This is a genomic window from Spiroplasma platyhelix PALS-1 (assembly GCF_021496725.1).
Classification (GTDB): domain Bacteria; phylum Bacillota_I; class Bacilli_A; order Mycoplasmatales; family VBWQ01; genus Spiroplasma_D; species Spiroplasma_D platyhelix.
Genome location: NZ_CP051215.1, coordinates 284547 through 310213, shown reverse-complemented (window position 1 = coordinate 310213; position 25667 = coordinate 284547). Strand labels below are relative to the sequence as shown.

General features: G+C 28.8%; 20 protein-coding genes. 3 read left to right on the top strand and 17 right to left on the bottom strand.

The genetic code is table 4. From position 1 onward, the window contains the following. Positions 1–7 precede the first annotated feature (7 nt). Entirely contained in the window at positions 8–517 is a 510-nt protein-coding gene (gene greA, locus SPLAT_RS01490; protein WP_168104642.1) for a transcription elongation factor GreA, read from the top strand. A 58-nt stretch (positions 518–575) separates the two neighbouring features. Here the strand turns inward: greA and SPLAT_RS01485 are convergent, their stop codons facing one another. The 4 genes from SPLAT_RS01485 to asnS all read right to left on the bottom strand — a co-directional run bounded on the left by SPLAT_RS01485 (position 576) and on the right by asnS (position 5494). Continuing rightward, entirely contained in the window at positions 576–2174 is a 1599-nt protein-coding gene (locus SPLAT_RS01485; RefSeq protein ID WP_168104641.1) for an APC family permease, read from the bottom strand. Positions 2175–2387: 213 nt separating this feature from the next. After that, complete coding sequence (locus SPLAT_RS01480) at positions 2388–3065, bottom strand: hypothetical protein (RefSeq protein ID WP_168104640.1); 678 nt, start codon at positions 3063–3065, stop codon at positions 2388–2390. 190 nt (positions 3066–3255) lie between these two features. Then, a complete protein-coding gene (locus SPLAT_RS01475; RefSeq protein WP_168104639.1) occupies positions 3256–3921 on the bottom strand; it encodes a hypothetical protein in 666 nt (221 codons plus the stop codon). A 163-nt stretch (positions 3922–4084) separates the two neighbouring features. Next, positions 4085–5494: an asparagine--tRNA ligase gene (gene asnS, locus SPLAT_RS01470; RefSeq protein ID WP_168104972.1), complete on the bottom strand. Its 1410-nt coding sequence runs from the start codon at positions 5492–5494 to the stop codon at positions 4085–4087. Between the two features lie 113 nt (positions 5495–5607). Here asnS and SPLAT_RS01465 point away from each other — a divergent pair, with 113 nt between their 5' ends. Continuing rightward, complete coding sequence (locus tag SPLAT_RS01465) at positions 5608–6150, top strand: hypothetical protein (RefSeq protein WP_168104638.1); 543 nt, start codon at positions 5608–5610, stop codon at positions 6148–6150. A gap of 35 nt (positions 6151–6185) precedes the next feature. Further along, positions 6186–6647 (top strand): tRNA (adenosine(37)-N6)-threonylcarbamoyltransferase complex ATPase subunit type 1 TsaE, encoded by a 462-nt coding sequence (gene tsaE, locus SPLAT_RS01460; protein WP_168104637.1) that lies wholly within the window; start codon positions 6186–6188, stop codon positions 6645–6647. A 26-nt stretch (positions 6648–6673) separates the two neighbouring features. On the opposite strand, the gene SPLAT_RS01455 is transcribed toward tsaE, so the two are convergent. From SPLAT_RS01455 to mgtA, 13 genes are all read right to left on the bottom strand, one after another. Next, positions 6674–8017, bottom strand: a complete 1344-nt coding sequence (locus tag SPLAT_RS01455) for a rhomboid family intramembrane serine protease (RefSeq protein ID WP_168104636.1) — start codon at positions 8015–8017, stop codon at positions 6674–6676. Then, positions 8017–8958 (bottom strand): RluA family pseudouridine synthase, encoded by a 942-nt coding sequence (locus SPLAT_RS01450; RefSeq protein WP_168104635.1) that lies wholly within the window; start codon positions 8956–8958, stop codon positions 8017–8019. Before SPLAT_RS01450 ends, SPLAT_RS01455 begins: the two co-directional genes overlap by 1 nt. Beyond that, positions 8933–9511, bottom strand: a complete 579-nt coding sequence (gene lspA / locus SPLAT_RS01445; protein WP_168104634.1) for a signal peptidase II — start codon at positions 9509–9511, stop codon at positions 8933–8935. Before lspA ends, SPLAT_RS01450 begins: the two co-directional genes overlap by 26 nt. A gap of 5 nt (positions 9512–9516) precedes the next feature. Continuing rightward, positions 9517–12285 carry an isoleucine--tRNA ligase gene (gene ileS, locus SPLAT_RS01440; RefSeq protein WP_168104633.1) on the bottom strand — a complete coding sequence of 923 codons (2769 nt, stop codon included), beginning with the start codon at positions 12283–12285 and terminating at the stop codon, positions 9517–9519. 129 nt (positions 12286–12414) lie between these two features. Next, positions 12415–13302: an N-acetylmuramic acid 6-phosphate etherase gene (murQ, locus tag SPLAT_RS01435; protein ID WP_168104632.1), complete on the bottom strand. Its 888-nt coding sequence runs from the start codon at positions 13300–13302 to the stop codon at positions 12415–12417. A gap of 9 nt (positions 13303–13311) precedes the next feature. Then, the gene (locus tag SPLAT_RS01430) at positions 13312–14145 is read right to left on the bottom strand and encodes a sulfite exporter TauE/SafE family protein (protein WP_168104631.1); all 834 of its coding nucleotides are present in this window, start codon (positions 14143–14145) and stop codon (positions 13312–13314) included. Between the two features lie 10 nt (positions 14146–14155). Further along, positions 14156–15922, bottom strand: a complete 1767-nt coding sequence (locus SPLAT_RS01425; RefSeq protein ID WP_168104630.1) for a PTS transporter subunit EIIC — start codon at positions 15920–15922, stop codon at positions 14156–14158. A 1-nt stretch (position 15923) separates the two neighbouring features. Continuing rightward, positions 15924–16064: a hypothetical protein gene (locus SPLAT_RS01420; RefSeq protein WP_235083230.1), complete on the bottom strand. Its 141-nt coding sequence runs from the start codon at positions 16062–16064 to the stop codon at positions 15924–15926. Between the two features lie 409 nt (positions 16065–16473). Next, positions 16474–17307 carry a MurR/RpiR family transcriptional regulator gene (locus SPLAT_RS01415; protein WP_168104629.1) on the bottom strand — a complete coding sequence of 278 codons (834 nt, stop codon included), beginning with the start codon at positions 17305–17307 and terminating at the stop codon, positions 16474–16476. 118 nt (positions 17308–17425) lie between these two features. Next, positions 17426–20986, bottom strand: a complete 3561-nt coding sequence (locus SPLAT_RS01410; protein ID WP_168104628.1) for an ABC transporter permease — start codon at positions 20984–20986, stop codon at positions 17426–17428. Between the two features lie 43 nt (positions 20987–21029). Continuing rightward, a complete protein-coding gene (rnc, locus tag SPLAT_RS01405; RefSeq protein WP_168104627.1) occupies positions 21030–21725 on the bottom strand; it encodes a ribonuclease III in 696 nt (231 codons plus the stop codon). Between the two features lie 12 nt (positions 21726–21737). Next, the gene (gene plsX / locus SPLAT_RS01400) at positions 21738–22766 is read right to left on the bottom strand and encodes a phosphate acyltransferase PlsX (protein WP_168104626.1); all 1029 of its coding nucleotides are present in this window, start codon (positions 22764–22766) and stop codon (positions 21738–21740) included. A gap of 112 nt (positions 22767–22878) precedes the next feature. After that, positions 22879–25593: a magnesium-translocating P-type ATPase gene (gene mgtA, locus SPLAT_RS01395; protein WP_168104625.1), complete on the bottom strand. Its 2715-nt coding sequence runs from the start codon at positions 25591–25593 to the stop codon at positions 22879–22881. Positions 25594–25667 lie beyond the last annotated feature (74 nt).

Below are 25667 nucleotides of genomic sequence, written 5' to 3'. Positions count from 1 at the left end.
ATTGAAAATGGCTGAAAAAAATAACCAAATAATTATTACTAAACAAGGTTTACAAGAATTAAAAGAAGAATTAAATAATCTAATTAATTTCAAACGTGAAGAAATTAAAGAAAGATTAAAGGCTGCTCGTGCTGATGGAGACTTATCAGAAAATGCTGATTATACTAGTGCTCGTGAAGAACAAGCAAAAAATGAAGCCAGAATTCAAGAGTTAGAAATTATTATTGCTAGTGCTGTGATTATTGAAGAACAGCAAAGTAATAAAAAGAATAGTAACTCAATTCGTGTCGGATCTTGAGTAACAATTTGTCATGTTGGAAGAAATGATCAAATAGTAAAAGATTCAGAAGAAAAATTCAAAATTGTTGGATCAATTGAATCTAATCCTTTTGAAGGATTAATTTCTAATGAATGTCCCCTAGCAACATCTATTTTAAATGCTGTCACTGGTGACATCATTGAAATTAAAGGGGTTCAAAATCCTTATAAAGTAAAAATTTTAAAAGTACAAAACTAAAGCATAAAAGAAAAATGGTTTCCTAATTAGAAACCATTTTTTTATTAATTATTATTATTTATTTGCTGCCAGTAACTAGTTCATTTAATGTTTCTTTATGATCTTGATTGAAATCAAAAGCTGCATTTAACTCAACTTGTAAGTCTGGGTTGGCTTTCAAACGTTTTTCATACTTTGGTAGATAGTATCAACGGTATCAGCAAACAGCAAATGTAAAGCTTCCAACAATAAATAGTGCTTCAATAATTAGAGCAACAATTGGAGAAGAAGTAGCTCCAGGTTTTTGCATTTCTTTAATTGTATCTGTGATTAAAGCATAATAATGTCAAACTAAAGTTAGTGCTAAAAAGGCAACAACAATTGGGAAAACAATTTTTTCATATCATCCTAATTTAATTTTTTTAGTTAATGCTAGTTTAAGCACCACACCTAACACCATCATATAAATAAAGATTGTTACAAATGAAGATGCAGCTGTTAATGATGAAATATTAAAAGCTGATTTATAATCTTCTGGAAGAACGTCTGGATGACCTTGTAATCAAATTCCTTTAATTAAATCTGGAATAACTAATCACAAGCAAATCATTACTGAAGTGATAATTAAGTTTATGATAGCAGCCTTTACAGGAATCCCATCATCATTTAATTTAAATAAACGATCAGAAATATATCCTTCTTGTGAAAGTGGTTGTAACGCTGTTCCACCATATAAAGCATTTTGCATTGCAACATTAATTTTTAAAGCGATACCACTAATAATCATGATGATTGGTCCACCATATAGAATTACCTTACTTGAGAATTTTCCTCATGCTCCCATATTCATGTTTTGGAAAAATTCATCATAAGCCAAGAAGAAGATAAGTGAAGTCACAACATAAAAGATTGTTGAAATTAAAATAATTGATGTAATTCCCTTACCAATATTTTTCTCAGGATTTTCAATATTTCTTCCTGCTGTAGCAAATACTTCAAATCCAGCAAAGAAGAAGAAACATGAAGTAAAGGTATTCATAAATCCAGCAAATGATAGTTGACTTTCTGATGTTCAATGTTGTCAGTTTGAACTACCATTTCCAATTGCTAGAGCAAATGCCGCTATAATTAAGAAAAATGCTGTTCCTCATTTAATAATTCCAGTACCATGTGCAAGTTTTTTATATCATTTAATACCAAAGAATATAACTGAAGCTGCTGTTAGATAAATAACAATTCCAATTAAATCTAGATAAAAATCTCCAAAATTTCCTCAATGTAAAGTGTATCAATGATTTCCTGCATATTCGGCTGAAAATGTTCCCTTCATCAACATCATAATTTGAATTGTGATGATAAAAGGTAACATAACATATTGCATAAATCCAACAATTCATCCTCAGAATCGACCAAAGCTTGTTCTTACATAAATATAAGCAGCCCCATTAGCGTCTGAATTATGAATTTTTGCCATTTTAGCAAAAGCTCAAGCACAATTACCAGCAATAAATCCAATAACTAAATACACTCAAATAGCATGCATACCAATTGAATTTGGAGCATTAACATTTGATAGAATAGCAAAATTCCCAACAAAACCAATTCCAACGGTATAGTTAAAACCTAATCAAATAAATTCTCTTAAGGATAATTTCTTCTTTGAAACTTTTCCTTCCATTGTTATTTCCTCCTTTTGAAATTAAATATATAAAAATTTATATATTGAATAATTTTATCATTAACGAGCATAAATAATCAAGTAAAAATGAAAATTGAATACTTCAATTTTAAGGAAATAAAAGTCAATCATTCATGATTGACTTTTATATAAACATATTAAATTAGGTAAGTTTTATATTTAATTAAAATTTTTATAGTGAATTTAATATAATTATTTTTTCTTGCTATTTTCAATGCAATCCATGTAGTCTTCCAAATACTTTTCAAGACATTTCTTCATATTCTTCTTTTTTTCATCAATACCTTTGTATTGTCAAAGTTCAGCAAATTTACCAGCTGCTAAATTATTTGTTCCACCTACAGGATCAGTTCTAGTAAGTCCTATTGTAGGTGCTTCTCTTCTTGTAAATTGAATAAATGTTTCAGGATCTAACTCAATATTTGTTGGACGATTCATTGCATAAAATGTTTGATCATGCGGAATTGATATACATTGACGTTTTCCAAAAAAGTCATGATAATGTTCTTTAACTTCTCCTGCTGTATTTCCTTCTTTATCACCTTGAATTAATGTTTGTCCTGCAGTAAGTTCTACTTTAACTCATCCTTCTGGCATTTTTGATCCAATTGGCATTCATTTATATTCACCAATAACTCATTTTTCACTATTAAATTTCTCTAATAAAGCTAGTCATTCTTCTTTAACACTTTCAATTGAATTATCTGTTTTTTCTTCTATTTCTTTTTTCGCTTTTTCTATTTCTTTAGCTATTTTTTTAGCACAATCAATTCCTTCAACTACTTTGCCAAGACCATCAATTACATCACAAATATTTTCTTCCTTTTTGCAAGAACATGCATTCATGCAGTCTTTTAATAATCGGCTCATATTAAACCTCCTTTTGTATAAATTATATTTTTACAGATTAATTATATATACGGATTTTTTTATTGTCATACCACTATCAGTCAAGATAATAAAATATTCATTTAGTAAATAAAAGATTTAAAATCAAAAAAATAGTTGTTATTATTTTTTTGATTTTAAATTAAATTATTTGAGGTTTAAAGAATAAATTTTATTCTTTCTTATCTAAACAATCACTAATAGATTTTGCTAAACATTTCTTTAACATTTCCTTCTTGTAACCAGTACCTTTATATTGTCAAAGTTCAGCATATGTTCCTGCTGCTAAATTTTCTTTTTGATCTTCGCTTAAGTTCCCACCATATCCAGCAGTGTTAAATAAAACAGCTGCATCTTTAATATCATTTACATAAGGGAAAAGAACATCATCAGCACCAGTGGCAGTACCTTTTCCATAAATCACTTTATGAGTTGCTCAAACACCAAATTCATATGGAAAGAAGTGACTATGTGACTTAACAATTCCTTCTGTTTTACCTGCCTCAATACCTTGAACTAATGTTTGTCCTTGACCCAAATCAATCTTAATTCATCCTTCTGGCATTTTTGATCCAACTGGCATTCATTTATATTCACCAATAACTCATTTTTCACTATCAACTTTGTTTATTAAAGTTAATAATTCTTCTTTAGCCTCTGTGATTAGTTCAGTTGTTTCTTCTCTGATATCTTTCTTTATTTTTTCTGATTCTTTAGCTGATTTTTTATTGCATTCAATTTCTTCTACTACCTTACCAAGACCATCAATTACATCACAAATATTTTGTTCTTTTTTGCAACAACATGTATTCATGCAGTCTTTTAATATTCGGTTCATATTAAACCCTCCTTTTTATATAATTCTATTTTTACACATTGATTATATAAAAGGATTTTTTTATTGTCATACCACTATTAAGTAGAATTATCTTTCTCTTGCCAAAAGAATAATCAAAATAAAAAATAAAAAAATAGTTAGAACTAACTATTTTTTTATTTTTTTAAAAAGTCAAATTATTTGGCGTTCTAGGGAACGGAATCACATCACGAATATTATTAATTCCTGTAATCAACATAATTAAACGTTCCAGACCTAAACCAAAACCAGCACTTGGTGCAAAACCTGATTTTCGTAAATCAAAATATCATTGTAAATCATTATTCTCAATTTTAAATTGTTTTTTATTAGCAATTAACTTATCATAATCATCTTCTCTGACTGAACCACCAATTAATTCACCAATGCCAGGAACTAATAAGTCCATTGCTGCAACTGTTCTTCTTTCTGGAGTATCTTGTGAAATTGGATTTGCTTTCATATAAAAAGCTTTAATATCTTGTGGATAATTTGTCACAAAAACAGGACCTTTAGAAACTTCTTCACAAAGATATCTTTCATGTTCAGATTGCAAATCCATTCCTCATTTAATATCATTAAAAATGAATTCTTTTCCTTGCTCTTTTGCTTTTAGTAAAATCTCAATTACTTCTGTGTAAGTCAGTACTTTATAAGATTCTGCTTTTGTTAGCATTGCTAGTCTTTTCATTAAATTGTCCTGACTTTGTTCTGTTGACTTTAATCTTTGATTAAAAAAATCAACCTCTGCTGGACAATTTTCAAGCACATTGCTAACAACTGAAATTACTAAATCTTTAGCTAACTTAATAGTACTTTCTAAATCTGCAAAAGCAACCTCGGGTTCAATCATTCAAAATTCTGCTGCATGACGAGTCGTATTAGAATTTTCGGCACGAAAAGTTGGACCAAATGTGTAAACCTTTTTAAAAGCTTGTGCATATGCTTCAGCATTTAACTGACCACTAACAGTCAAAGCAGCTTTTTTGCCAAAGAAATCTTTTTCATATTGATCACTAGTAATTGTGGTAACAATAAAGTTTTCTCCAGCACCCTCAGCATCATTTGCTGTAATTATTGGACTATTTAAATAAATAAAATCAGAGTTTTGTAGGAATTGATGAATTGCAAAAGCAATCTGATTGCGAACTTTAAAAATTGCTAAAAAGGTATCAGTTCTTGATCTCAAATGTGCTTGTTCACGCAAAAATTCATGACTATGAGCTTTTTTCTGAATTGGATAATTTTTATCCGCTAAGTTAAGAAAATCTAAACTTTGTAATTTTAATTCAAATGGTTGTTGTGCCTTATCTGTCAAGACAATTTCTCCAGTCACACTAATAGCACTACCAGTAGTAACTTCTATTAATTGTTTTCATGCTGGATTTTCAACATTATAAACAACTTGTAAAGTTTTCAATGTACTACCATCATTAATATCTAAAAAGCCAACTTTATTACCATTACGATTTGATTTAACTCACCCCTGAATTGTCACTACTTTTGTAGCTTCGTTATCGTTATTATATAATTGTTTGATTGCTACTATCACTATTAAAACTCCTTACTGTTTTTCGTAGTTAATTTTTAATTTATTATAACTTAATTAATAATATATTATAATAATAGATAAGAAAAAACTTAATATTTTTATTTGAGGTGCAGAAAATGAAAAAGTGAGTCAAACTAATTAAAGCTGACTTTATGTATGGGGTTAGTGAACCTTGATGTGATGATCAAGGTGTTGCTATTTTACCTTTTATTTATCAATATAATCAATACTGATTCTTATTAATTCATGAAGCCAATCCTTTACTTAAAGGCAGACTACATCAAAGCTATGGAACGCTAACTGGAGGTTGTGAATTAAAACTTGACTTGCTAACAACAGTTAAGAACGAACTTTATGAAGAAACAGGAATTAATGTTAAAAAAAATGAAGATGTTATTTTTCATGATTTAGGAAGCTACTATGCTAACAAAACTAACATCAAAATTTGACATTTATATGCTGTTGATCTAACATCACTAAATTTGAATCTCCAAGAAACTTATCATGGTAAGGGTGACGGTTCAGCTGGTGAAAAAAACATCAATGGTGTCTTTGTCAACGAAGTTGACCTTGACAAAACAAATGACTCCCTAGCATTAGCTATTTACGGAAAATTGAAACTAGAAAAAATTCTTAATAATCCTAATTTGATTGTCTAGTGCTTATGACATAATTAAAGGATAAGGAAATTAATATGACACAAAACTACCAATTAAAAACTTTAGATGACACAAAACTTCTTGCTAAAGCAATTGCTAAAATTGCTGATAGAAATATTTATCTACTTTTAAGTGGTGAATTAGCTAGTGGCAAAACACAACTAACAAAATTTATTGGTGCTGAAATTGGTGTCACAGATGTCATCAATTCTCCATCTTTTGTAATTTTAAATCAGTATCAAACAAAATATGATTGAAAACTAATCCATATTGATGCCTATCGTTTAGATAAAAAAAATGATTTTAGCGAATATTTTGAACTAACAATTGACAACTTTACTATTGCTGAATGACCAGAAAAAGTTAATTGAAATTTTGATAAGCTAAAAACTATTGCGATTACTTTTAAAGTTGATAGTGACATTAGAAATCTAACAATCGCAACAAATAATCTAACCTCTGAAGCAGAACAAACTTTATTTGCTGATATTAAATAAAAAAATGCAGACTAATCTGCATTTTTTTATTGACCAAAGTAATGTGACATGACCCAGCTAACAAAGCCTTCGCTAACAATATTAAATTGCTGATAAATGTTTAGTGTATCTCTTGTCAATCCTTGTTCATCAAAGTGATAGTAAGGATTTAAAAATGCTACTAAGATGGCAAATAAAATTAATAAACCAATTGCAACAGGACTAAAAGCATAAAAGAGAGTTAACTTACGATTATGATAACTAACAACTGCTCCAACTAATCAACCTGAACCAATGGCAATCATTCAATATAATAAAGTGATAACTTGCATTCCACTAAAGAAAATTCAAAATAGCAACATTAAGATAAAAGTGATAATTATTTTATTCATCACTGGTGATTTAAACAATCGATAATTTCAAATAATTGGAATCATTGCACCAATTGAAATTAAACTTAAAATCTCAAAACCATTCATAATCTGAACATGATCAACCGTTGATTGGATAACTCCTGTTAGGATTACAGCTGAAACTCAAATAATAAGTGACTTTCACAATCCATAGAATCCTTCAATGTAACGACCCACTCGATAAAACATTCATAATGAAAAGACTAATGCTAAAGAATCAAATTGAACTAAAGGATAAGTTAGTCATCTTCAATATTGGTTGGCTCCAAAAATAAGATTACGATGCGAAGCACCAAATACTAATTTAATTAAATTTAATTCTATTCCACCTTGAAAGATATTTGGATTACTATTAATTAAAATTGTAAAAATTACATATGAAACAATCGGTAAGGCAAAGAATAATCATGTCACAACTAAATGCGGATTAGTAGATTTTAAAAGAGCATCTTTTAAAAATCTACGATTTTGAAAGTTAATTTTCTTTCAATTTTTTTGACGATCTGTTAGTTCTTCAGATCCTTCTTCTTCATCTTGCTTTTCTTCATCTTGAAATTCTTCTAAATTATCTGTTTTGATTGCTTTAGTAATTGAAGGAAAAGTTTTTGCTAATTCACGAACAATATTATTAGGAGTAGCAACAATGATATCTACTGTTGGAGATTGACGAAATTCATTTTGATGATCACTATTAAGAATTAAAATCAACATTTTAAAATCAGCTTCGTTTACAGCTAAATCTTTTTTTAAGATTTCAACTACTTGATCATCTTTAGTTTTAATTTCATTTGCATCATAAGAACTTTGTTTAATAATTTTAATTACTTGATATTTTCTACTATTCTTATTAACTAAATAAACTTTTCCTCTCTCTTCATCACGAAGCTTTTCAGGAACATTAAATGGCTGGTATTCTTGAAAATTAATAAAATAATCAACTAATTGTAAACCTAAGACATCTAAAATATTTTCTTCCATTAATTGCCACTTTCCTTTCTTAATAATTGTAACCTATTTTCAAAAAAATCTGGCAAATCAGACTTAAAAGTCATAACTTTTTTTGTGCTTGGGTGAATAAAAGTAATTCTACTAGCATGCAAATACTGACCAAAATTACTATTCTCAACTGGATATTTACTATATACTGGATCATTTACCACAGGATGATTAATTCATTGTAAGTGAACACGAATCTGATGTGTTCTTCCTGTTTCTAATTGACAAGAAATTAAAGTATATCTTTCAAATCTTTCTAACACTTCAAAATGAGTCACTGCATTTTTTGCATTTTCTTGATTAACTGTCATTTTAAGACGATTATGCTTATCTCGAGCAATTGGTGCATCAATTGTCCCAGATCTTGTATTAATTTTACCATGAACTAAAGCAATATATTCGCGTTTTATTTCATGATTTTTCAACTCTTGACTTAAAAAATAATGACTTTGATTGTTCTTAGCAACAATTAATAAACCTGTTGTTTGCTTATCTAAACGATGAACAATCCCTGGTCTTGTTTCATCAATTGATGATAACTCTTTCATATTAAATAATAATCCATTCACTAATGTATTATCAAAGTTTCCTGCTCCAGGATGAACAACTAAATTATTTGGTTTATTAATAACAATCACATCTTCATCTTCATAAATAATTGGAATATCAATCTTTTTTGCTACTAAATCACTTGGTTGATTTTCATTAATAATTTCAATACTAACTTCATCACCTGATTTTAATAATTTTTTAGCACTAGTGACAACTTCATTGTTTACTGTTACTTGACCTTGTTCAATTAAATTACTAAGAAAAACTCTTGAATAACCATGTTTTTGTAACTCTTGTGCTAAAAACTTATCAAGTCTAATTGCTTCTGATGATTGATATTGCAAACTAAACTGCTTTTCTTTGTTTTTCATGAGTTTTATGCTGCACTTTCTTTTCTTTTTTTTCTTCAATAAGGAACATCACACCATCAACAATTAAACGAACAACAATAATAATGATACCTATTGTCACCATGATATCTGCAACATTAAAAATTGTTTTTGGTTCAAACATATCTCACTTTAGAAAATCAATCACACCACCATCAAAAACAAAACGATCACTTAAGTTACCAATTGTTCCTGCTAGAATAAAAGTAACAGCAATAATATTAGTTGTTGAGCGGCTAAAGATTCATCAAATTAACAATACAAAGGCAATTAAAAAAGCAATGGTAACTAACACAGCAGTTTTATTTTGATTAAGACCAAAAGCCGAACCATAGTTAATCACATACTTTAAGTTAATAAATCCTGGAATAAAACTACGTTCAACATCTTGCGTTAAGTTGGTTCTTGCTCAGAATTTAGTTAATTGATCTAACTCAAGTAAAAAAAGTAACCCAATAAAAGTAATTAGTTTAACAAATAATTTCCAATCATAATCCAAAAAATATTTTTTTGTTCTAACCTTAAAATCTTTCATTCTTTCTAATTCCCTGTTTGTCCTTCTTTTAAAACATCAGTACAACGTTGACAAATATCAGTTACTAAATTTTGATAAATTAATCAACAGCGTGCACACTTAATACCTTGCTTTAAAGTAACACTAATGTCAGCTAAATTACTAGTGAAATCTGCTTTTAAATCATCAATTCATTGCGCTTCACTAACAATTAACAACTTAGTTAACTCTTGATTGTCAATTACTTTTAACGCTTGTGCTTCTGGCTTTAATTTAATCACTACTTTTGATTCTAAAGTATTTTTAATTATTTTATTAACTTGTGCTTGTGAGATTGCTTGGTTAACCTCTGTTCTTAATTGCATAAATAAATTTCATTGTTTTAAAATTTCTTCTTCATTGCTAATTTCTCATGGTTCAACAAATGGTTCAAACATGAAAGATGTTTCAATGTTGTCTCAAGATTTTTGCTTTAAACTTTGAAAAGCTTCTTCACAAGTATGAGGTAGAATTGGGCTTAATAAACTAATTAATGTCTTAACTAAATAAAACATTGTTGTTTGCGTTTGCTTTCTTCTTTTATCATCTGCTGCATTTAAATACAAAGTATCCTTACTAATATCACAATAAAAAGCTGATAGATCATTAGTAATAAAATTTAGAACAGTATAATAAAAATTATTAAATTGATAACTTTGATAAGCACTATGAGTATCCTTTATTAACTGATTTAATTTTACTAAGATATATTGATCAACTTCTGCTAGACTAGCAAAAGTAGTATTAAAGTCTTGCTTTTCAATTGTTGAAGCATCAAAGTCAAATAAATTTCCTAATAAAAATCTTAACAAATTACGAATTTTACGATAATTTTCACTAATTTGCTTTAAAATTTCTTGACCAATTCTTGTGTCATCTTGAAAGTCAACACTAGCAACTCATAATCTTAAAATATCAACACCATAACTTTGACAAACATCCTTAACATTAAGAACATTTCCTAATGATTTTGACATCTTGTTACCTTTTTCATCATTAACAAATCCATGCGCTAAGGCATTCTTATAAGGACTAGCCTTGCCATCAATAATCCCAGTAATCAAACTAGAATTAAATCAGCCACGAAATTGATCATTTCCTTCAAAATATAAATCAACAGGTCAAGGTAGACCATTAGCTTTAATTACTGCTAAATGAGAAACACCACTATCATATCAAACATCCATAATATCATTCTCTTTAGTAAAATTACCATTTGGACTATTTATATGAGTGAAATTTTCTGGTAACAATTCTTTTGCTGTTTTTTGATATCAAATGTTGCTACCATATTTTTCAAATAAATCTGCAACATGTTTGATGACTTTACTATCTAAAATCGCTGTATGCTTTTCACTATAAAAAATTGGGATTGGTACTCCTCATGCTCTTTGACGAGAGATACATCAATCATTACGATTCTTTGTCATCAAAGTCATACGCTTTTTTCCTCATTCAGGAAAAAAGTTAATCTTATCAATTGCTGATAGAATTTCTGGCTTTAATTTACTAATAGCAATAAATCACTGTCAAGTAGCACGATAAATCACTGGTTTTTTTGTTCTTCAATCATGGGGATAAGAATGAGTAATTCAGCTAAATCCCACTAAATTGCCACTTGCTTTTAAACGTTCAACTATTGCTTTATTAGTATCATCATAAAACTTACCAACTAAACTATCATCTTGAACTTCTGTCGTAAACTTACCCTGATCATCAATTGGCACAATAATTTGAATATTATGTTTCAATCCTAAAGTAAAATCATCAACTCCAAAACCTGGAGCAATATGAACAACTCCTGTTCCTGATTCTAAGTTAACATGGTCACTATGGACAATTAATGTTGGTCTTTGATATAACGGATGAGCAGCCTTTAATCCTACTAAGTCATCACCTTGAACTTCTTTAATAACTTGATAGTCACTACTATTTGTCCCTTTTAAGAAATTTTCTAATAAATCCTTAGCAATGTAGTATTGCTTATCAGCAACTTTAATCAACACATAAGTAAAATGTTGATTAACTGCTAGCAATTGATTTGCTGGTAGAGTTCATGGTGTAGTTGTTCAAATCACAACTGCAGTATTTGCTTGATCAATTAAATTAAACGCAACAAAAACTGCTGGGCTTTTTTTATTGCTATATTCAATCTCAGCTTCAGCTAAAGCACTTTCACTACTTGGTGATCAATAAACAGGATATAAATTACGATAAACAACTTCTTGTTCAATCATTTTGGCAAATAACCTAATTTGCTGCGCTTCATATTTCTGATCAAAAGTTACATAGTATTGCTTAAAATCAGTTAGCAAACCTAACTTCTCAAATTGATCTTTTTGATTCTTAACTTGTTGACTAGCATATGCTAAACATTTTTGACGAAACTCACTAATGCTAATAGTTTTTCTATCAATACCACTATTAGTAACAGCTTGTTCAATAGGTAGACCATGAGTATCTCAACCAGGAATATAAGGAGCATAATAACCATTAGCATTATAGTAACGAATCAGAAAATCTTTTAAGATTTTATTTAAAGCATGACCCATATGCAAGTCCCCATTTGCATATGGTGGTCCATCATGAAGAATAAATTGTTTAGTTTTTTGCTCATTATTTCTAGTAATTAATTTTTGATAAATTTGATTTTGATTTCAAAAACTTTGAATTGCTGGTTCTTTTTGTGATAAATTAGCACGCATCTCAAAATTAGTTTTTGGCATCAATAATGTTTCTTTGTAGTTTTTATTCATTATTACTCCTAATTAAAATAATTCATTTGTATTACATAATTATAATTATAAACCTAGTAGAAATAAAGTTTTTTATAAATAAAAAAATTATCTTATTTTTCAAACAAGATAATTTTCATTTTTAATTACTTATAAAATTTGAGCAAGGCTACCATTATGTTTAGCTAGTAAACGAACACTATCTTGATAGTCAACATTTTTAACTAACATAACAATTGCATTTTTACAATTATAATTTGCTGTTGCTAAAGTTTTAAGAATTACTTCACTATCAGCATCTGTTATTGTAGCAACAATATTGACTACTCTAGCTTTTAATTTTTCATTACTGGCAACAAGATCAACCATTAAATTTTGATACACTTTTCCATATTTCACCATTAACGCTGTTGAAATCATATTAAGTACCAATTTTGTTGCAGTTCCTGCTTTCATTCTTGTACTTCCAGTAATTACTTCTTGACCAGTTTCAATGATAATTACCTTTTCAACATAAGAAGATAATTCTGGATCAGTAGTCATAGTCAATCCAATTGCTAATCCTTTAACTGCGCGACAATATTTTAAAGCTGACAAAACATATGGCGTTCTTCCTGAAGCTGTGATACCAATTAAGATATCATTTGCATTAAAGTTAACTGCTTTTAAATCTTCGATTGCTAGCAACTCATTATCTTCAACACCTTCTTTTGCTAATTTCAAAGCATCATCGCCACCAGCAATAATTCCAAAAATACGTTCAGTACTAATTCCATAAGTTGGCAACATTTCTGATGCATCTAAGATTCCAATTCTTCCAGAACTTCCAGCGCCAATATAAATTAATCTTCCTCCAGCTTGAAATTTTTGATAAATTAAATCAACTACTTCTGAGATATCTGCTAATTTTTTACTAACAACTTTCGCAATTAACGCATCTTCTTTATTAATAATTTTAAGAATTTCCATAGTAGAACTTCTATCAATATTCTTACTATTTTTATTTCTTTTCTCTGTTGTAATTTTTGTTAAATCCATTGTTATCTCCTATGCAGTAACATCAATAATCATTTTAATAATTGAAATTCAAATTAAAACAATTAAAATTCACTTTATTATTTCTTCATTTTTAATTTTGTTTTTAATAAAGTAAGCAACTATCGTTCCAATAACAACTCCACAAGTCATAGGCAAAGAAATTTGCAAATTCAATGTTTGATTACTAAAGTATTGATAGCTCAAGCAAAGTGAAACAAACGCAGTAATTGCAATCACACTATGTGAAATTGGTGTAGCTTGTTTCATTGTTAGTCCACAAGTTAATAAAAGCAAAGGCATTAATATTGGTCCTCCACCCATTCCTGTGAGTGTAGTAATAATGCCCCCTAAAAAAGTAATTAAAATAATTGTAAAGATATTTATTGTTAGACCATAATTAGTTTTTAATAAATATCATGATTTTTTTACGACTTTATCTTTTTTTCATAATAAGATTTTTTTACTAATTATATTGTTACAACTTAATAAAATCGTAACAATACTTAGTAATACAATTACAATAATTTGAGTAATTCTTTGACTAATTAATGAAGATACATAATTTCCTAAAAAAATGGTTGGAATTGCAATAATTGCAATTAAACTAATTAAAGTTCAACTAAATCTTTTATTAATAAATTCTAAAAAAACATTAATAAAAGCACTCACAAATACTAATAAAGTAGAAACAAATCTAATTTGATTAAAAGAGTAGTAATCAGATATCAGCAACAACATTGCTGGAATAAATAATACTCCCCCACCAACTCCAGAAATAGATCCAAGAACTGAAACTAATAAAGCAATGATAATAAGAATTGGAATTAAAATTGAAATATTCATACTTAACTTTCTAAACTAATTTAAATTCTTTTAAATTCATTTTATCTTCATTACTTGATTTATAATATCAAGTTAGTCAAATAATTGGTAAGCCAATTAATGTTACATAAGTAAGCATTAATCCAAATTGCTTTAATGAACTAACTATTTTATTTCAAATTTCTTGATCTTTATCTTTCATAGTTACAAGTCATTCTCTTGTTATATTTGTAGTTTTTTCTGCACCATAACGAGCAACTCTAGAATAAGCAAAGAAACAAAGCCCTGCGCCAATAAAGTAAGTAACAAATACAACTGATAAATAAACTAAAATTCCTTTTACAACATTACCATCAACAGTAGTCATCATAATCGCAGCTGTTAGACCACCTGGACCTGTTGCAGCATTCATTCCAATCCCTAAACCGCCTCAAGTATTTAATGCTCCCATAATGAATCCACCAAAAGCAGCAGCAATACATGAAACAAAGAATGGCTTAACTCTTGGCAATGAAATACCATAAATTAATGGTTCTCCAATTCCTAAAAATCCAGGTATGATAGCACCAGAAATTTGTTTTCTTAAAAGTGAACCTTTACCTGCCATAATTCACATTGAAATTGCAACTCCAACTTGAGCAACACCACCCATACACATAATTGGGAATAAACCATTTACTCCAGTGTCAGCAATTAAAGCAAAATAAATTGGTAAGAATCCTTGATGAACTCCAAATGCTAAAGCAAAAAGGAAGATTCCAGCAAGTAGTGCTGCACCAAATGGATTAGTGTACAAATTATTAAATAAGAAAGTTATTGCAGTAAACAAGTAACCAGCAGCTGGAATTATGAAAACAAAATTTAAAAAAATCATCGCAAGAATTACTAAAATTGGTGTCACAATTGTATCCAATGCTCCTGGCATAAATTTTCTAAATTGTTTTTCAACAAAAATTGTGAAACCAACAGCAATCATTGCTCCAATTAATCCAGCATGTGGAGCACCTAAAATTGGATTTCCTTGAGTATCAAGATTAACAAATCCAACTGTAAACCAATTGTGTTGAATAGTATCTTTATTAATTAGTATCCCTAAAAAATTATAAGCTGTGATGAAGCCATCAGTATCTTTAACTGGAATAAAAATCCCAGAAATATTCGCTCCAGCAAAACCACAAAACATTGCTGCAATTAAAGCACATAATCCAGCATTACCACCAAATTCTTCACCCAATCGTCATCCTACAGCAATGATAAAGACATTTGTTAAAATTGCTAAAGCAAATGCAAGAACACTATTTCAAGATTTTATTGTTTCAGATGCATTATCTGCTCCTCCTCCACTTGAAAGAATAATTCCAGCAATACCAGATAAAAGTCCAGCACCAATAAAGGCTGGGATTAATGGTGTAAATACTTTAGAAATTTTAGTTAAGAATTTCTTAACACTTCCTCCAGCACGCAATTTTTGCTTTTCAAAACTCGCTAAATCTGCTAGAGATTGTGATGCTTGAATATTGTTATCTTCAACTGATTCAGTTTCTAAATTAACAAATTTTTTAAAGTTATTAGTTACTTGATTAACAAACCCAGGACCTAAAATAATTTGATATTCTGTGTCATTAACAATTAAACCAGTTACATTTTCAATTGATTTAATTTTTTCTTGATCAATATTTGCTCCTCTTCTAACTGTTATTCTCAAACGAGTCATACAATTAGTAAAAGATACAATGTCTCCCTGATTAAAAAGTTTTGCTATTTCTTCAGCGGTTTTTAATGAATTCTTTTTACTCATACTATTCATCCCTTTTAACAATTTTTTGTTTTTTAAATAGTTGATATCATTTCATTTTGCTGTTTTTAAATCAAGTTCAAACTTCAAATCATGATATTGCTGCTGGTGGAGTTGTTATTTCAACACTCCATATGCTTTGCATAATCCAGCAATACCAGATAAGATTTTTTATCAAAATCCAAGATATTAATAAAAAATCTCAGAAAAAATAATAAAAATACTTGAATAGGGTATTGTTTCATCTATTTAACATTTTTAGAATTAATAATTGTCTCATCATTATGATTAATTGATTCAGTAAGGGCATTAATTACTTTAAAGACAATTCTAATTCTAAAACAATTAATTTATTGCAGAGGGAGATAGAGTTTCTATCACTTCGGGTAAAGATTTAATGTCTGCAAAAATTATTGAATCGGGTTTAATTTTGTTAAAATTTTATGAAACAATTTTTTTATAACCCCCACATTTATATTAAAAATATAATTTAGTAAAAACAAGCAAAAATTACATTATAGATTTTTATCTCAAAAAAAGTAATTTTTTTTCATTTAAAACTTATTTAATGCAGTTTTTTGCAAAAGATCCTTATAATGTTCAAAATCAGTAAACAATAGTTTATACAAAATCATATCCAGACAAAATATTAAAGCTAACCTATTGGTCAAAGATACAATTCTAACAATTGGATCGTTACTACTAATTTCTAATTTAAAATCAGCAAGTCTACCCAGCGTGTTATTACTTTTCTTTGAAATTGTAACTACTTGACTATTATTTTCTTTACAAATTGAAGCCAATTTAATTAAATCTTTTGTTTCTCCTGAATAGGAAATAAACATATTAACAGTGTCTTTATTAGTTTGCTTAACTAAAAAGTAACCATCATGAAAGTTATTAGACGAAACAGCATTAAAACCCATTCTTAAAAGTTTTTCTTGAAAATCTCTAGCAAGATTATAAGTACCACCAACTGCAAAAATATTAATTCTTTTAGCGTTTCTTAACTTACTAACCACTTGCGTTGCTAAATCTTCTTGTGCCACAAATAAATTGAAAGTATCTTGAATACTATTAAGAACATCATGATATCTTTGATATAAAATATTACTTTCACTATCTTGCTTGGCTAATTTATCACTATCAACTAAAGTGTAATTAAAATACTTAATGATATGAACTAATTCTTTATATCCTGACAAGTCTAAAGATTTAGTAAAACGATTAATTGTTGATGGTGAAGAAAAAGTTACTTTAGCTAAATCTGTGATAGTAATTTTAGGTATCTCAGTGATGTGATCAATAATATACTTAGCAATAAAATAAAATCGATGTTTATTATTTAAACTAATTTTTTTAATTTCACGAATAATATCAATTTCCATGTTTTATTAACCCTAAATTTTAAAACAATTAAAATCCTTTATTTTTTTACTTATTCTATCATGGCTATATAAAATAAGCAAAAAAATCTAAAAAATATCAGCATAAATACTGATATTTTTACTTTGTTTGAGACATTAATTTTTTATTGTTAACATTGACACTTCAAGTAATAAGATAACTAATAAAATAAATTAATAATACAACTAATAAAGTTAACGCAAAGTACCATCATTTAAAAATAATTGGTACATTTAATGAAAGAAAATTAGAAATTGCCCCTGCAACAACTCCAACTAGCACCGGAGCTATAAAAATAGCAAATAAAGAAAAAATAATTAAAATTGGAATCGTTGTTAGCAAGAAGACATAAGAAATTTCTGTTGCTGAATATCCCAAACTACGTAAGATATCAATTAAAACCAAATTATCACGAATATTAATGTTGCTAATAATGATGATAATCATAAACGACAAAATAACACTAAAGACAGCAAATAGAACAATCAAAGTTTGTAAAGTATATTGTCTTGCTTGAAACATTTCCTTAATTGCATCAACATCATAAATCATCGTTAGAGCAGGTGCAATTCCTTTATCTTTTAGATAACTATTATCTGCAATTTTTGTTAAATCAAATAAATAATCATTTTTAGTGCTAATAATTGGTAGATACTGATGCAGTTCACTTTCATTAAATTTAGTAAACTTAGTATTTGCAAAACTTGCTGCTAAATTAGTATAGTTACCAAAAATTGCTGGATTTAATCATGTTTCAGGCATCAAGATAGTATTTTGCAATAAATTTCTGGCTCCATCATAAATAACTCCAATAATATATTTAGTTTGACTGTCTAGTCCTTGATAGCGATATAAAACAGTCTTACCAATACTATCTCCATCACCACCAGCCTTATTCTTTATTCCAGGTACTGTTGAACCAATCATTGGAATAATTTTTATTGCTGCAGTATCAGGATTTTGAATATTAAATTTTTCAATAATTGAATTTCTAACATTTAAAAAATTAGTATTTAGTCATCCTCCAGCAGTATCCATCCCTGACAGAGTTAAGTTAGTAAAATTACTAAAATTAGTATTTTTAAATGAAGGAGAAAGATAAGTGGCAGCACTGTCACCCACACCATAAACAGTTCTTTTATTTCCTCTTAATTTTGTTCAATCACCTTGCAAGACATTACTATCGTTATCATAATAGTATTCACTACTATCAATAGTATTAATATTAAAATCATGAGCATCTGAAAATTCAAGCTCAGTGTAAGGTGTTTCTACTTCTGTGTTATATGGTAAAAGCCCAAAGTTAATCATTAAATCAGTTTTGTTCTTACCATTGTCATTAGTTAAATAATCAATGAAGAAAATATTTTGATTTCAAAAATCTTGAAATTCTTGTGGAAATTCTGTCAAATTTGGATCAACAACTTCACTACGAATTTTATACATTTCACTACCCATTAAATATCCGTAACGAGTATCAATTAATTTTGGTGTATTAGAATGATCATCTCTTATTTGTTCAAGAGCTTTTCTAATTGGCAAGTATAAAGAAGGACTAGCTTTAATTTCACTAACTGTTTCTTTCTTATACAATAATTCATTATTACCATTAATAAAATTACTACTAATATCACTATCAAAGTTATAGGTGGTATTAAATTTATAATTAATTGAAGCAAATTGTAATCCTAATAAATTATTAACTAATCCACCTGAAGAAAAAGAGAACAACAATAAAGTACTAGCAAAAACGCTAACAATGATAACAAAAAGCAACTTACCAAACCCACGAAAAGTTGTTGTGATTGCTAACTTATTGTAATAGTTGAAATTCTTTGTCACCCCTGAAATTAATGAACCAAAAAAAGCATTAATGCTAAAATTATTTTTTGGTTTTGATCAACTATTATTGATTAAAGTCAAAGGTTTCACTTTTAAAAGAAAAGCTACCATAATAAAACTAATTATTGATAGCACAACAAAAGGAACAAAAATTACTATTAAAGCAATTGACCAATAAAAAGGTCAACCATAAGACACTAGAATAATTGCTGTACTATAAGTGCTAATAATCAAATGACCAAATAAAATAGCAATAGCACTCCCTAAAATAGCAAATAAAAGAATCGGAAAAATTGTTGAAGCAACTAAGGCAAGATTTAACTTTCAACTTGGATAGCCATGCGCTTTTAAAATTCCAATCAACCTTTTATTACGGTCAATCATTTTAAAAATAACAATGAAAACAATCACACTAACAACAACAAAAATCAACCCTAAAAAAGCAGAAGCAATTTCTAAAAAGATGCCTCGTAAATCATTAACATTTGTTCAAACTACAGCTTCTATTGCTTCAACTTTATATGTTGTTCTAATATTAAGTGGGTTTAATAAGATTCTATTATGAATGGCATTCTGATTAGCAGAATACAATTTTGTTCGATTAACTGTCTTATCATCAAGAATTCTTTGATGCAAATAATTATAAAGTCATTCATTCCCTGTTGGATTCTCATCTGTTACACCAATACTTTTAGCAGATACTTCTGGATTAAACCCAAAAAATTGATTTTCATAAATAACAGTATAAGGATTATTCATCACTTTATTCATTGTTGCTTGATTAGTAAACGCTACTGTTTGATTCTTATTATCACTTTGATAGTAAAAATAAGTTGCATTATTTGCTGCTAAAATACTCGTTGCAAAGCCTGCAATATGAAACTTATAGCCAGCAAAAATGTAATCTTGACCAATCTTTAAATTGTTTTCTTCAGCAAATTGACGATAAACTAAAATTTCATCATCTGCTAAATTTCTTGGATCAAATTGACGAGTGTTGCCATCTGTTAGAATTGGAGCAAGAACTTTATCTTTAGCAGTTGTTTGAATAAAACTCATTGTCTTACCAGTAATTAATAAATCATTAATGTAGTAAACTTTTGACCATGATAAATTATCACCATACAACATACCAGTAAGAAGATACTGATACAGTTTTGCTTGATTGATGATATCTTGTGCAGTATAGTCACCATGAGTATCTCATGCTGGTTTATTACTATTATGATATTCTAAAGCCTTGTTATTAGTGATGAAAAAATTAATTTTATTCTTATTATCGCTACCATCGTAAACATAACTATCCAATATAGTAGCTTCATCTTTTAGAAATTGGTTATGCTCAGCAACAGAAGGATAATTAAAAGGAGCACTTAATTTAAAATCAACATAGTCATGTCCTGTATCTTCAGCAACTTTTGAACCAACACTGATGTGATCATCACTATTAGTGCTATTAAAATGAAAACGATAAAGATACAAATTATTTGCTGCATCTCCTGGTAACTTTTCAAGTTGAAAAGTAGCTTTAAGCATCTTCTCACTATCAATCTCATTGCCTCTCAGCATATAGTCAAGATTATTTAATCAAGTTTCTTTGATAAATCCATTTTTAAATCTTGCATCAGGATTAAAGTAAACATCTTGATGAAACTCTTCTTTGGCAATATCTTCTCAATAACTATCGCTAACATAAGAAGTACCAAAATTTAATGATAAGAAAGAACTAACCATGATGATAATAACAAAACCCAAGCCAAAAACTTGTACTAAACTTGTTTTTTGTTCTCGAATATAGTTAGTTAGTAACTTAAACATCTTAATCTCCCAATCCCATTTATCTAATATTGTTTAATTGCTACTATTTTACTTCTTTTGATAGCTTTTCTAGAGCAGCTTTAGCTGCTTCCTGCTCTGCTTTCTTTTTAGTTGACCCTTGCCCTTTTCCTAAAAGGATATCATCTAAATAAACTCCAATTACAAAAAATGTTATATTATTTTTTTTGTTTTGCTCTAAAAGTTTGTAGACAATCGGATTACGTTTTTCATTTTGGACATACTCTTGTAACTTTGTTTTGTAGTCAACCATACTATCAAAACTATTAGAAATAATTCATTCGTATAAAGTTAGATTCAAGACCTTATCAACTGCTTGATGTCCCAAATCTAAATACACTGCAGCTAGAAAACTTTCAAACACATCAGATAAGATACTCACTCTTTGCTTACCACCAGTATTTTCTTCACCATGGCCAAGAAAAAGATATTTTTCTAGACCTAAAGAAAGACTTGCAGCTGCAAGTGTTTCTTGTCTTACTGCCTTACTTCTTAAATTAGTAAGTTCACCCTCATCCATATTAGGAAAATGTTCTCAAATAAAATGAGTGATATGGACACTTAAAACAGCATCACCAAGAAACTCCAATCGTTCATATGAATAACTTAAATGATTTTCATTTGAATAAGACTTATGAGTAAAGGCTGCTTGATAGAACTGATTTGTTTTAATTTTTTCTTCTAAGGGCATTTTTAAAATATTTTTAATTTCATTTTCCATACTTATTCCTTCTTATAAAAGTTCAGCAACTTGTGTTTTAATTTTATTTGTTACATCTTGGTCAATTGCTTGTCTTAATAATTTTAAAGTACTATAGTAAGATCTACTGTCACTTGATCCATGTGCTTTAAAGCAAATGCCATTAATCCCAATTAATTGTGCTCCTCCAGTATTTTTATAATCAAAAGTATTTTTGATTCCCTTAAACACAGGTTTAGACAATAATGCTAGAAACTTCGTTCATAAATTTTTTGTGTAGCCTTTTTTAATTAGACTAAAGATTAAGGTTGCCATTCCTTCAAGTGACTTTAAAACAACATTCCCTGAATACCCATCGCAAACAATAATATCAACATCACCTGATAAGACATCTCTTGGTTCAATGTTGCCATGAAAGTTTAAAAAACTAAGACTAGCATTTGATTGCGTTAGTTGCTTTAATTTCGCATAAGTTTCTTTTGTCACAGCAGGACCTTTATTTTCTTCTGTTCCAATATTTAATAAAGCAATCGATGGACGAGCAATATTCAAAATTGTTTGACTATAAATATGAGCCATTAAAGCAAAACTAATCAACTCGTCAACACTATTCTCAATATTAGCTCCCACATCTAACAACAGTACTTTACCACCTTTTAAAGTTGGCATAATCGGCATAAAGGCTGGTCGTTTAATCCCACTAATTTCTCCTAAGATTAAATGACAAACTCCTAAATAAGCAGCTGTTGAACCAGATGAAAGTACTCCATCTGCTTTTTCTTCTTTGACTAATTTTACAGCTTGACTCATTGACGAATTAGGCATTCTTACTGCTTCAAAAGGACCAGCAGTCATTGGTACTACATCCTTAGCACCATGAATTGAGATTGCATCAGGAGTTTTTTCATCCTTAAAAATCTGCTTTAAATGTTCAGTAATCTCTTTTTCATCACCAACTAAAATAATCTCTAAATCCTTAAATTCTTTAATCATTTGCAAAGCAGCTAAGATTGGATTTTTACTGCCATTATCTGAGCCCATCACATCAAATGCTATTTTCATAATACCTCCACTGTTATAAAACAATTATATACTTTTATTTCATTTTAAAATTGAATAACGATTCTAATTATAAAATTGATAGACATTTTTCGCAACATCTATCAATTTAAATTTAAATCCAACTTTTGGTAATTTTGATATACAACATTTTCCATAACTGACTAAGAATAAAGTATAAAACGACAACACCAGCAAGATAGGCAAAATAAATACCAGATAAGTTAACAAAACCAATATTATGACCTAAAGGTGTGAATGGTATCGCAATTCCAATTACTGTAATTAAACCTGTGACAATAAGAACTGGTCATGAAGCAATACTTTGAATAAATGGAATTTTTGGTGTTCTTAATAAATGGAAAATTAAAGTTTGAGTTGTAATACCAACAATAAATCATCCAGCTTGGAAAAGACCAAGATAATAAGGATCATTAAAGTGATCAAAGACATTAAAGGCATAACCCATAAACAAGAAGGTTGTGATATCAAAAATCGAACTTAAAGGACCATTCCATAAAGCAAATGGAATGATACTTTTACTATTTCATTTCTGTGGTTTAGCAATAAATTCTTGATCAACATTATCTCAAGGAATTGATAGTTGAGAAATATCATACAACAGATTTTGTAGCAGAATTTGAATTGCAACCATTGGAAAGAATGGCAATCAGAATGAAGCCACTAAAAGACTTAACGCATTCCCAAAGTTAGAAGAAATTGTAATCTTGATATATTTTAAAATGTTCCCAAAAGTAATTCTTCCGCCAACTACTCCTTGCTCTAGGACATCTAAATCTTTTTCTAACAAAATGATATCTGAAGCTTCTTTAGCAATATCTGTCGCACTATTTACTGAAATACTAACATCAGCATGATGCAAGGCAACAGCATCATTAATTCCATCACCTAAAAAACCAACTGTATGACCTTTTAGCTTTAAGATGTCAATAATTCTTGCTTTTTGTAAAGGATTCATCTTAGCAAAAATTGTTGTGTTGACTGCAAGTTCTCTTAACTTCTTATCACTCATACTGTCTATTTCTGTTCCTAATAATGGTGTTTTAGGATCCAAGCCAACTTTGTTACAAATTGCTCTAGTTACAATTTCGTTGTCTCCAGTTAGAATCTTTACATCAACACCATGACTTTTTAGTGTTTTAATGGCACTAATAGCACTCTTCTTTGGTACATCAAAGAACCCAATGTAACCAAGTAAAGTCAACTTTGATTCATCTTTAATTTTGTAAACATGATTAGTATGCTTATAGTCTCTTGAACCAATCGCAATTACTCTTAAACCTTCAGCATTTAATTCTTTACTTAAAGCTAGAACATTTTCTTTAATTGCTTTATCTAATGGCACTATCTTGCCATCTATCTCAACATCTTGACAAATCTTTAAAATTTCTTCAACTGCACCTTTAGTAATTAAAGTATCTGTTGCTTTATCTTTAGCAACAACAACTGACATTCTTCTTCTAGCAAAATCAAATGGTATCTCATCAATTTTTGTGTAAGGCATCCCAATAATTTTGTCATGACGAGATTTAATATGTTCAATAATTGTCTTATCAATATTGTTTTTTAATCCTGTTTGAAAAAAACTATTCAAATAAGCCATTTCTAGAACTTTTTCTGATTCTTTTCCTTTAGCATCCAAATGCTTCACTAATTCAATTTTATCTTCAGTTAGCGTTCCTGTTTTATCAGTACATAAAATATCCATCGCACCAAAGTTTTGCATACTACTTAAATTCTTAACAATAACTTTTTTCTTTGATAGTCTTACTGCTCCTCGAGCTAAATTTGCACTAACAATCATTGGGAGCATCTCTGGAGTCAAACTAACTGCAACAGAAATTGAAAAAATCAAAGCTGCTAGTGCATCATGTTTCATGAATGCATTAACAATAAAGATAATTGGTACGATCACTGCCATAAAACCAACTAAAATATAACTAGTTTTTTTAATTCCTTTATTGAAAGAAGTTGTTGGTCTTTTAGCGGTAATTGAACTAGCAATTGTGCCAAAATAACTACTTGTTCCTGTTGCCACAACAAGTGCAATAGCACCACCAGAAACAACACTTGTTCCCATAAAACATAAATTTTGAAATTCCAAAATATTTGAAACTCTTTTAGGATTTACTGGACTATACTTAGCATGCTTTTCAACAGGAAGTGCTTCTCCTGTTAATGATGCTTGATTAATAAACAAATCAACTGAACTTAAAATTCGCACATCAGCAGGCACCATATCTCCTGATGAAAGAAAAATAATGTCTCCTGGTACCAATTCTTCAATTAAAATTTCTTTAGTATATTTAGAAACACTGTTCAAATCTTTTAAATTTGCTTTATACTCAGGATTTTTCTTACTAAAACGAAAAACACTGGCAGTAGTTTCAACTAACTCTCTTAATTTTTCTGATGACTTATAGCTACGAAAATCTTGAAAATAAGAAATTCCCACACTCAAAACAATCATCACTATCACAATGATTGCACTTCATAAGTCACTAATTCTTTCATCAGCATTATTAGCATTAATCACAAAATAACTAATTAAGTTGTAGATAAAGATAATAAATAAGATGATAACAAAAGGATTGGCAATATTTGCAAAAAGACGTTTGTATCAAATAAAACCTTTTCTTGCAAACACATTCTTACCATAAATTTTTTCCTTGTCCTCAACTTCTGATCTTCTCAATCCTGCTAAGCTGCTTTCAAGTTTAGTAATTGCTTCTGTTTGCGATGCTTGCGAAATCTCTTTAAAAAAGTTAGTATTCTTTGCAACATCTTTCTTTTTCTTCTTTAGAAGCATTTTACACCTCATATGATTTTTTAAAAAAATTAAAAAAGGACTTATTATCGAATAAATCCTGACTCACTGAAAAA